The sequence below is a fragment of the Streptomyces sp. NPDC055140 genome (assembly GCF_053607285.1).
In genome coordinates this window covers 1-8,015 of sequence record NZ_JBSGTG010000083.1, presented here as the reverse complement: position 1 = coordinate 8,015, position 8,015 = coordinate 1, and the positions used below count along the sequence as shown (strand labels likewise).

At 67.9% G+C, this 8,015-nt stretch carries 7 protein-coding genes and 1 pseudogene; 5 read left to right on the top strand and 3 right to left on the bottom strand.

All coding sequences use genetic code 11. The features are described from left to right. Nucleotides 1-192 precede the first annotated feature (192 nt). The 3 genes from ACWFR4_RS46955 to ACWFR4_RS46945 all read left to right on the top strand — a co-directional run bounded on the left by ACWFR4_RS46955 (nucleotide 193) and on the right by ACWFR4_RS46945 (nucleotide 3,059). A complete protein-coding gene (locus tag ACWFR4_RS46955; protein WP_453657887.1) occupies nucleotides 193-384 on the top strand; it encodes a hypothetical protein in 192 nt (63 codons plus the stop codon). 95 nt (nucleotides 385-479) lie between these two features. Beyond that, nucleotides 480-776: a hypothetical protein gene (locus ACWFR4_RS46950; protein ID WP_453657885.1), complete on the top strand. Its 297-nt coding sequence runs from the start codon at nucleotides 480-482 to the stop codon at nucleotides 774-776. 1,710 nt (nucleotides 777-2,486) lie between these two features. Further along, nucleotides 2,487-3,059 carry a GNAT family N-acetyltransferase gene (locus ACWFR4_RS46945; protein ID WP_453657889.1) on the top strand — a complete coding sequence of 191 codons (573 nt, stop codon included), beginning with the start codon at nucleotides 2,487-2,489 and terminating at the stop codon, nucleotides 3,057-3,059. A 268-nt stretch (nucleotides 3,060-3,327) separates the two neighbouring features. Here the strand turns inward: ACWFR4_RS46945 and ACWFR4_RS46940 are convergent. The 3 genes and pseudogenes from ACWFR4_RS46940 to ACWFR4_RS46930 form a co-directional block, all read right to left on the bottom strand. Beyond that, nucleotides 3,328-3,549: pseudogene (locus ACWFR4_RS46940) on the bottom strand (IS701 family transposase); the annotation flags it as partial. 48 nt (nucleotides 3,550-3,597) lie between these two features. Continuing rightward, nucleotides 3,598-3,936 (bottom strand): thioredoxin family protein, encoded by a 339-nt coding sequence (locus ACWFR4_RS46935; RefSeq protein ID WP_453657883.1) that lies wholly within the window; start codon nucleotides 3,934-3,936, stop codon nucleotides 3,598-3,600. Nucleotides 3,937-4,496: 560 nt separating this feature from the next. Next, nucleotides 4,497-5,636, bottom strand: a complete 1,140-nt coding sequence (locus tag ACWFR4_RS46930) for a helix-turn-helix domain-containing protein (RefSeq protein WP_453657882.1) — start codon at nucleotides 5,634-5,636, stop codon at nucleotides 4,497-4,499. A gap of 86 nt (nucleotides 5,637-5,722) precedes the next feature. On the opposite strand from ACWFR4_RS46930, the gene ACWFR4_RS46925 reads away from it, so the two are divergent. Both ACWFR4_RS46925 and ACWFR4_RS46920 read left to right on the top strand, forming a co-directional pair. Further along, the gene (locus ACWFR4_RS46925) at nucleotides 5,723-6,781 is read left to right on the top strand and encodes a ferredoxin reductase (protein ID WP_453657881.1); all 1,059 of its coding nucleotides are present in this window, start codon (nucleotides 5,723-5,725) and stop codon (nucleotides 6,779-6,781) included. A gap of 7 nt (nucleotides 6,782-6,788) precedes the next feature. Further along, nucleotides 6,789-7,907 carry a fatty acid desaturase family protein gene (locus tag ACWFR4_RS46920; protein ID WP_453657879.1) on the top strand — a complete coding sequence of 373 codons (1,119 nt, stop codon included), beginning with the start codon at nucleotides 6,789-6,791 and terminating at the stop codon, nucleotides 7,905-7,907. Nucleotides 7,908-8,015: the final 108 nt, after the last annotated feature.

Genomic DNA, 8,015 nt, shown 5'->3' with positions numbered 1-8,015 from the left:
TGGTGTCGTTGCACATGCGGACTGGAACGGCTCCCGCAACATCCGTCACCGTGCGGAAGAGTTGTGGCGACGCGGGGCGCAGTCAACCGCCCCAGACCCACCCCCGAACAGCGGGCGTGGGTCAGGACGCAAACGCAGCACCACAGCCAGTGGCGCCCGTTGCGCAAGCCCGGGACTTTCAGTCCCGGGTCGTTGACGAACTGGCGAAACCCTGCGTCGCACCCGCACCTGTGCGGGGACTGCCAGGGCCGGGCCGTCGCAGTCGAGCGGCAGGCCGAAGCCGATGAACGCGACCGGCAGGAGCAGGAGCGCCTTCGCCGGGAGCTGGAGCAGGGACAGGATGTGCCGGAGGCCGACGGCTGGCTCTCCCGCTTTCGCACCTGATCCCGGCAATCCGTGGCGACTGGCCAGGAGGCGAGCGAGCCCTAGGTGGTCCTGGGGAAGCCGGCGTTGTCGGTGGTGACTGGAACGCTGGATGGATGAACGGCGATGAGCAACTGATGCGCGGCCGGGTCTACGGCCACGACCACGACGACCCCAACCCGGGCCCGCTCCCGCACCGGACCTACGCCACGCTCATCGGCGGGCCGTTGGACGGGCTGCTCTTGGACGTCACCGACTGGCGGCCGGAGGAGATCGACGGCGGGGTCGCCCTGTCCACCGAGCTCGGGCGGTGGCCCGGCGGCCGCGCGCTGTACGACCCGCGCCGGGAAGAACTGCGTACACCCGGCCCGGGTGTGATGTGCGGCTTCTACTACTCAGGCGACACGCCCTGATGGCTGCTCACGACGCCCGGCCCGGCCCCCTCTCACCGGAGGACCCGGCCCGGAGCGCGTGCCCGGTCGTCAGCGGGCGCTCTGTCGGCGTCCATATGAACGCCCCCGCCCGCGTACGGATGAACGCGGCAGTCTCTGATGGAGTGATGAGCGGGCCGCTATGGCCCTTGAGACGGGCCGTTTGGCGTGGTCGGTCTCCGGGCGCGGCGGGCATCCCTCAAGGCGAGGTAGGTAGTTAGCGCCGCAGCTCCCAGGGGCAGCAGCGGATAGAGAACTGCCGTGCCCCACGACGTGAAACTCGTGTCGATCACCTCAAGGTTTCCCCACGGCGCCCTGCCCGTGGACACCACCTCTCCCGACCTGCCGTCGTAGGCCACCTTCACAGTTCCCGTGCTCTTGTCACCCACAGGTCGGCCGGAGCACTCGACGTAGCCTCCCCCTCGGCCTCCGCCTTCGAACTGGCACTGTGAAAGGTGGACCCGGACTTCGTCTCCAGCCAGTCCCAGTCGCACGAGACCCAGAGCCACGGACCAGGCGGTTGCCCCCATAAACAGCAAGGCGATCACGCTCCAGGCCGCAGCCGCTACACCCCACCCCTTGCGCGTCATCGAGTCAGCATGGCGCACCAGGATCAGAAGCAGGTACACAGCTGCGGACGTTCGTCTCTACACGTCGCCGAATCTTGCAGCTTGTGCCCCCGGGAGATGGTGGCCCCGCGTTGCGCACGGGACGCGGGGCCACCGAAGGCACGCCGTCCGCGGCGCCCACACCGACCGTATAGCCGCCCGATCACAGGTGCCCGCCGGGCTACTCCAGTCGCCGGTCCCCTTGAGCTCAGAACTCCGCGGGCAGCGCGGCGTTGAAGGGAGTTGGGGTCGAGCTCTGGTGAGCTCGCCGCGCGCCTGAGAGCGCGGACAGCGTCTGGCCCCCTCCTGGTCCTGCGTGTGGCTCCTTACCGCGTCGATCACCCCCGATTGCGTGGAAGGACAGACGAAGAGCCCCGGTGACCGCGTGAACGGCCCCGGGGTGTGGCCGACTACGAGGGGTCGACGTGATCGAGCGTAGTGAGCAAAGCGGGCCCGGGGAACTGAGGGACAGGCCCGCGGACTTGGCGTACCGCGCCCTCCTGGACTACGCCACGACATGCCGCCGATGCGCGGCCAACTGGCGAGAGTGCCCCACTCGCCGCGTGCTGTCCGAGATGCTGAGGCAGGTCCGCTGATGAGTGAGTGCCGCCGGCTCAGGTAGTCGTTGGGGGGAGGTCGCCCCGCGGAATGCGGTCCGTGGTTGGGGATGGCTGGCTGCTGTCGTCGATGTTGGTGTCGGCCTCCTCTGGCTTCAGGGTGTCGGGTGTGGGGTTTCGGTTTTCGCAGTTCAGGTCGTGTTGTCAGTGATGGCGATCATGAGCGGAGCCTGATGACCAGGGCTGCGACGTGACCGTGCCGAGGAAGATATAGGGATCCGATCGCGGTGCTGCCGGTGCTGTTTCACCTGCTCTGGCGCAGCATCCTGGCAGCTGATCTGGAGGCTGACCTGATATCGGCGGGCACGCGGGTCCGGCTGGGCCCGGTCTCGGAGGGAGGCCGGATGCCGTCGTGTCCGTGGTTGTTGCGAGCGGGTGATCAGGTCGTCTCTTACGGATCACTCTGCGGCCTGGATGCTGCACAAAGGCTGTTGCGTGGATGCCAGCCGTACACCGAAGATCCCCGGATGAGGAACACCACGTTCGCTGGCTTCGCCCACAAACCCGTTCTCACTGGTGAGAAGGCTCTGTTGCGTCCCTTCACGGAGGCAGACGCGATCGCCATGGCCGACGTCATCGAAGATCCTGAGGTCATCCGCTACACCTTCGAACCGTCGGCTGAGCTCACCTTGGAGCGACTGCGTGCCTGGTACGGATCACGCGGTGAGCAAGCCGACCGGCTTGATCTCGCAGTTACCGACCGTGCAACGGGAGTCGTAGTCGGTGAGGTCGTCCTCTACGACTGGAATCCGGCCAACCGCAGCTGCACCTTCCGGACCCTGATCGGCCCTCACGGGCGGGGCAGGGGATTGGGCACCGAAGCCACTCGTCTCATCGTGGGGTACGGCTTCGAACAGGTCGCACTGCACAGAATCCAGCTGGACGTGTACTCCCACAACCACAGAGCCCGCCGGGTGTACGAGAAGGTGGGCTTTGTTGAGGAGGGCATGCGACGGCAGTCACAGCTGCGTGACGGTGTCTGGCTCGACGAGGTGGTGATGTCGATCCTTTCCTACCAATGGGACGCTCGCGGCAGATGAAACACAGAGGCTGCGATGCCTTCCCACAGCCCTCAGCCGGACTCGCTGCAGCGGCAGCTTGACGCATAGATGATCCGTAAGGGACGGCCTAGTACTCCAGCCGGACTTCTCCATTACTGCTGGTCAACGGCCTGGGCCGGGGGAGTGTAGCGGGGTGGGGTTGGGTGCGGGGCGGTCCTGGCGGACCGTCCCGCGAACGTGTGACCGCGCCGCATGTAGTGACAGTGCCGGGCGCGTGCTTGGTGGCGGCGTCTCCAGTGCGACCAGCTCACTGCGTGCTCGCGCCGCGGAGGGCGGCGGTGGGGTTTAACTGCCAGCAGACGGCGGATTTCTGCCGGGGTGAGGTCCACGAGGTCGGGTGTGTCGGCCGTATCACCCCTTTTTCGCGCTCCTGGACGGCCATCGCGGCGAGAAAGATGTGCGCGAGCATGACGAGTGTGATGTGCCGGTACCAGCCGACGTATCGGCGGACTTCGTACTGGTCCAGGCCGCTGGACGAGACGTGACGGGCGTCGCGGCCACGTGCCGCAGCGGCCGCTCAGAGGTGGCCGTCCAGGAAGTTCCGTACCTCGGCGATGGTCATAGGCCCCGTGCCGTGCGCCACCGCCTCTCCCTCCTTCAGCAGGACGTAGGACGGGGCTCCGGTGATCCCGTATCGCTCGGTTGCGGCCGGACAACGCGTGATGTCGGCGCGGACGGCCGTCAGGCGGCCCGTGTAGTCGTCGGCGATGCCACCCACGACGAGGTCCATCACCCGGCAGGGCTCGATTGCCTTGGGCCATGTCCCGGTGAAGTATGCGAGGACCGGAACTCCGCTCATCTCGAGGATGAAATTGAACTCCGCGTCCTCACGGGGTCGGTGAACCCGCTTCGCCATGGAAGCTCCTACCTTACGTTCCGTCATTCCATCCCAATCATCCCTCGCGCGGTGTGCCAGGCCGGCCCGGTCGGTCGTCCGGTTGACCTGTCGGAAGGCAGGCACGGAGCCGTCGCAGAACCACGGTGGTCCCCGGCACGAGCGGCCCGGCCCCCCGCCCCAGGTGACCCGGCCTGGCCGCCCCGCCGGTCACCCAGCTGCAGCCCGCCGCGCGCCCGTGGGTCAGCTCGTGCCAGGACAGCGCCCTCCACGACGACATGAAAGCCGTTTTCCAGGGCATAGCTGCCCAGATCACCGACCAGATGCTCGATGAGCGCGTCGACGAGCGGGCCGGTGCGCATCGTCCACCGGATCCAGTCGAGCCGTAATCGCCACCCCGCTTCTCAGAGACAGCGCCCCCGACGGGCTTCCCGAGGCCTTATCTGGTCTTCACATCAACCCCCGGTCTCAGCTGGCTGATACCGCTCTTACCGGGCCGCATGAGCCAGCTGATGGCACCGAGAACGAGGCACGATTCCTGGACCGCTCGTGGACGCGGTCGTGGACGGTCGAAGTACGCGTCAGCTGACCCGAAGACCGACCGCCAACGTCAGTTCAAGGACCCGGTGTGGCGATGCGAGATCCGGAAACAGCTTCCGCAGTTGCGACATCCGGTACCGGACTGTCTGGGGATGGACGAACAACGCCGCCGCCACCTCGTCCCGTCTGCCCTGGTGCAACAGCCACTCCCGCAACGTCTCCTCCAGCCGCCGTGCGGTCGCGACAGGCAAGGTCCGCAAAGGTGCGAGAGCCCGGGCACGCAGGTCTGCGAACGCGTCCGCGTCGGCGCTCAGCACCAGCTCGGGCAGGTGGTCCTCGGTGTCGCGAATATCAGAGGAGAGGGAGCGCGCGCGTGCGGCTCGTGCGTACGAGGCGGACGCACGAGTCCATGGCCGGGCCGGGCCGACCACGGCGGTGCGGTCGGTCAGCTGCCGCAAGAGATGTGATCGGTCGGCATCGGGGACGAGCAGCACACCGGTAGCGTCCGGCAGATCGTCGAGGACGAGGGTGCTCGGGTCGAGCGCGCGGTAGGCAGGCCGGGCCTGAGCGGCGGGCAGCAGGACCGCGGTCAGCGAAACCGGAGGCTGCCACCCGGCCCGTTGAACAGAGGCCAGCAGCACGTCCGGGCTCGCGCCGGCGAGGAGGTCGCGGGCCAGGTGTTCCAGGTGGCGCTCGTGGTCCCTGCCCTGGGCGGCCAGTTCGTCGGCGTGGCCCGCGGCGCTCGCGGCGGAGAGCTCGTCGATGTAGGCGAAGGTCAGCTCGGCGAACTTGGCGACCTCGGCGGCGGGCAGACCCGCGGGTACGGCACCCGCTGCCAGGCATCGCCAGGCCACGCGGGCGCCGACGCGGTAGGCGCTGAGCAGGGCGTCCATCGAGCGGCCGTCGCGGACCTCGCCGCGGCCCAGCTCGTAGGCTGCGTCACCGCCGTCGCCGCCCGTGGCGTTCCCGCTCGCGAGGTCCAGGTAGTGCCCCAGGGCGGTGCGGACGGCTCGGCGGATGGTGGCGCCCATGTGGCCCGAGAGGGCGTTGGCGTAGGGAGGGACCTCGTCGATGATCGCCTGGACGACCTCGTCGGCGGTGGCCTTCAGCGCGGCCCGAAGTGCGGTGACCGTCGTCTCATCCAGGGCCAGTTCGCTGGCCCTCCGGATCACATGGCTCACGTTTTATTCCCTGCGAACAATTCAGCCGACCAGATTTACGTCCTGCGGTCAGGACTTTACGCCCTGAGGCGCAGCAAGCTGGAGCCATGACGAGTACAGCCCTCCGCAGCAGGGCGTGGAAACTGCTGGAGATGGTCACGACGCCGCTGCTGCCGTCGGACTACCTCGACCTGGTCAGCCCGCTGCGTGCGGGCGCTGACCTGCGGGGGCGCATCGAGGCCGTGCACCCCGAGACGGGTGACGCCGCGACCATCGTGATCAGGCCGGGACGGGGCTGGCGCGGCCACACAGCCGGTCAGTACGTGCGGATCGGGGTCGACGTCGACGGGGTGCGCCTGTGGCGTGCCTACTCCATCACCTCGCCGACGAACCGCCACGACGGCCGCGTCACGATCACCGTGAAAGCGATCCCGGACGGCAAGGTCAGCAACCACCTGGTCCGCCGGGCGAAACCGGGCACGCTGATCCAGCTCGACCAGGCGACCGGTGACTTCGTGCTGCCGCAGGCCAAGCCCGCCAAGGTGCTCTACCTGACGGCCGGCAGCGGCATCACGCCCGTGATGGGCATGCTGCGCGATACCGAGTTCGACGACGTCGTCATGGTCCACTGCGCGCCGCGGCCGCAGGACGTGATCTTCCGCGACGAACTGCACGACCTGGTCGCGGACAAGAAGCTGCGGCTCACCGAGGTGCACACCGACACGGACGGCACGCTCGACATCGCCCGTCTCGACGAACTCGTGCCCGACTGGGCCGAGCGCGAGACCTGGGCCTGCGGGCCCGCGGGTCTGCTCGACGCCGCCGAAGAGCACTGGAGCGAGCACGGCGTACAAGAGCGCCTGCACACCGAACGCTTCCGCCCCGGCATCGTCGTCACCGGCGACGGGGGCGGCGAGGTCACGTTCAGCGCCACCGGCAAGAGTGTCGACGCGGACGGCGCCACGCCGTTGCTGGACGTCGGCGAGGAGGCCGGCGTGCTTATGCCCTCCGGGTGCCGCATGGGCATCTGCTTCGGCTGCGTCACGCCGCTCAAGGCGGGCGCCGTCCGCGATCTGCGCACCGGCGAGATCACCGAGGCCGAGCCGGGCGTCCTCATCCAGACCTGCGTGTCCGCCGCGGCGGGCCCTTGCGACATCGAACGGTAGGAGCACCTTGACCGCCATCGACCCCACCGCCCACCTGACCGCGGAGCAGATCGAGGAGCTCGGCCGCGAGCTGGACGCGATCCGCGACGAGGTGATCGCCAGCCGTGGCGAGAAAGACGCCGCCTACATCCGCAAGGTCATCTCGGCGCAGCGCAAGCTCGAACTGGTCAGCAGGGGCGTGCTGCTGTTCTCGATCTTCCCGCCCGCGTGGCTGATCGGCACCGCCGGTCTGTCCGTGGCGAAGATCATGGACAACATGGAGATCGGCCACAACATCCTGCACGGCCAGTGGGACTGGATGCGGGACCCGAAGATCCACTCCACCACCTGGGAGTGGGATCACGTCTCGCCGTCCGAGCAGTGGAAGCACTCACACAACGAGCTGCACCACACGTACACCAACGTGATCGGCAAGGACAACGACCTCGGCTACGGCATCATGCGCGTCGACGAGGACCAGAGGTGGCACCCGTTCCACCTCGGCCAGCCGCTGTGGAACTTCCTCAACGCCTGCTTCTTCGAGTACGGCATCGCGGCGTACGACCTGGAGCTCGGCAAGAACCTGAACAAGCGCCGCCGCAAGAACCCGGAGTTCCGCGCGCGGGCCAGGGCCGTGGGCCGCAAGATCCGCAAGCAGGTGCTCAAGGACTACGTGATCCACCCGCTGCTGTCGGGCCCGTCGTTCCTCACCACGCTCGCCGCCACGTTCACCGCGAACCTGGTGCGCAACATCTGGACCCACTCGGTGATCATGTGCGGGCACTTCCCCGAGGGTGTGCAGGTCTTCGAGCGCCGGTCGATCAAGGGCGAGACGCGCGGCCAGTGGTACCTGCGCCAGATGCTGGGCTCGGCGAACATCAGCGGCAGCAAGGCCATGCACTTCATGACCGGCAACCTGTCGCACCAGATCGAACACCACCTGTTCCCGGACCTGCCGAGCAATCGGTACGCCGAGGTCGCGGTGAAGGTGCGCGCGCTGTTCGAGAAGTACGAGCTGGAGTACGTCACCGGACCGCTGCCCAAGCAGGTGTTCTCCGCGTGGCACAAGGTCTTCCGGCTCTCGCTGCCGAACAAGAAGCCCAAGGTCAAGACACCGGACCGCGAGCAGGAACTCGTCGCGGCCTGACCCCCGGTATTGGTTCAGCGTGCTCTTGCGAGGAACCCCGGGGGTTCACCCCCGGGAGGAATCGCATCCTGTGGTGGCGATGCGGAGCATCGCCGCGGCAACGGGCGC

Coding starts and splice junctions, on each gene's coding strand:
- ACWFR4_RS46950 (WP_453657885.1), top strand. CDS start 480: ATGAACGGCGATGAGCAACTGATGCGCGGCCGGGTCTACGGCCACGAC.
- ACWFR4_RS46945 (WP_453657889.1), top strand. CDS start 2,487: ATGAGGAACACCACGTTCGCTGGCTTCGCCCACAAACCCGTTCTCACT.
- ACWFR4_RS46935 (WP_453657883.1), bottom strand. CDS start 3,936: ATGGCGAAGCGGGTTCACCGACCCCGTGAGGACGCGGAGTTCAATTTC.
- ACWFR4_RS46925 (WP_453657881.1), top strand. CDS start 5,723: ATGACGAGTACAGCCCTCCGCAGCAGGGCGTGGAAACTGCTGGAGATG.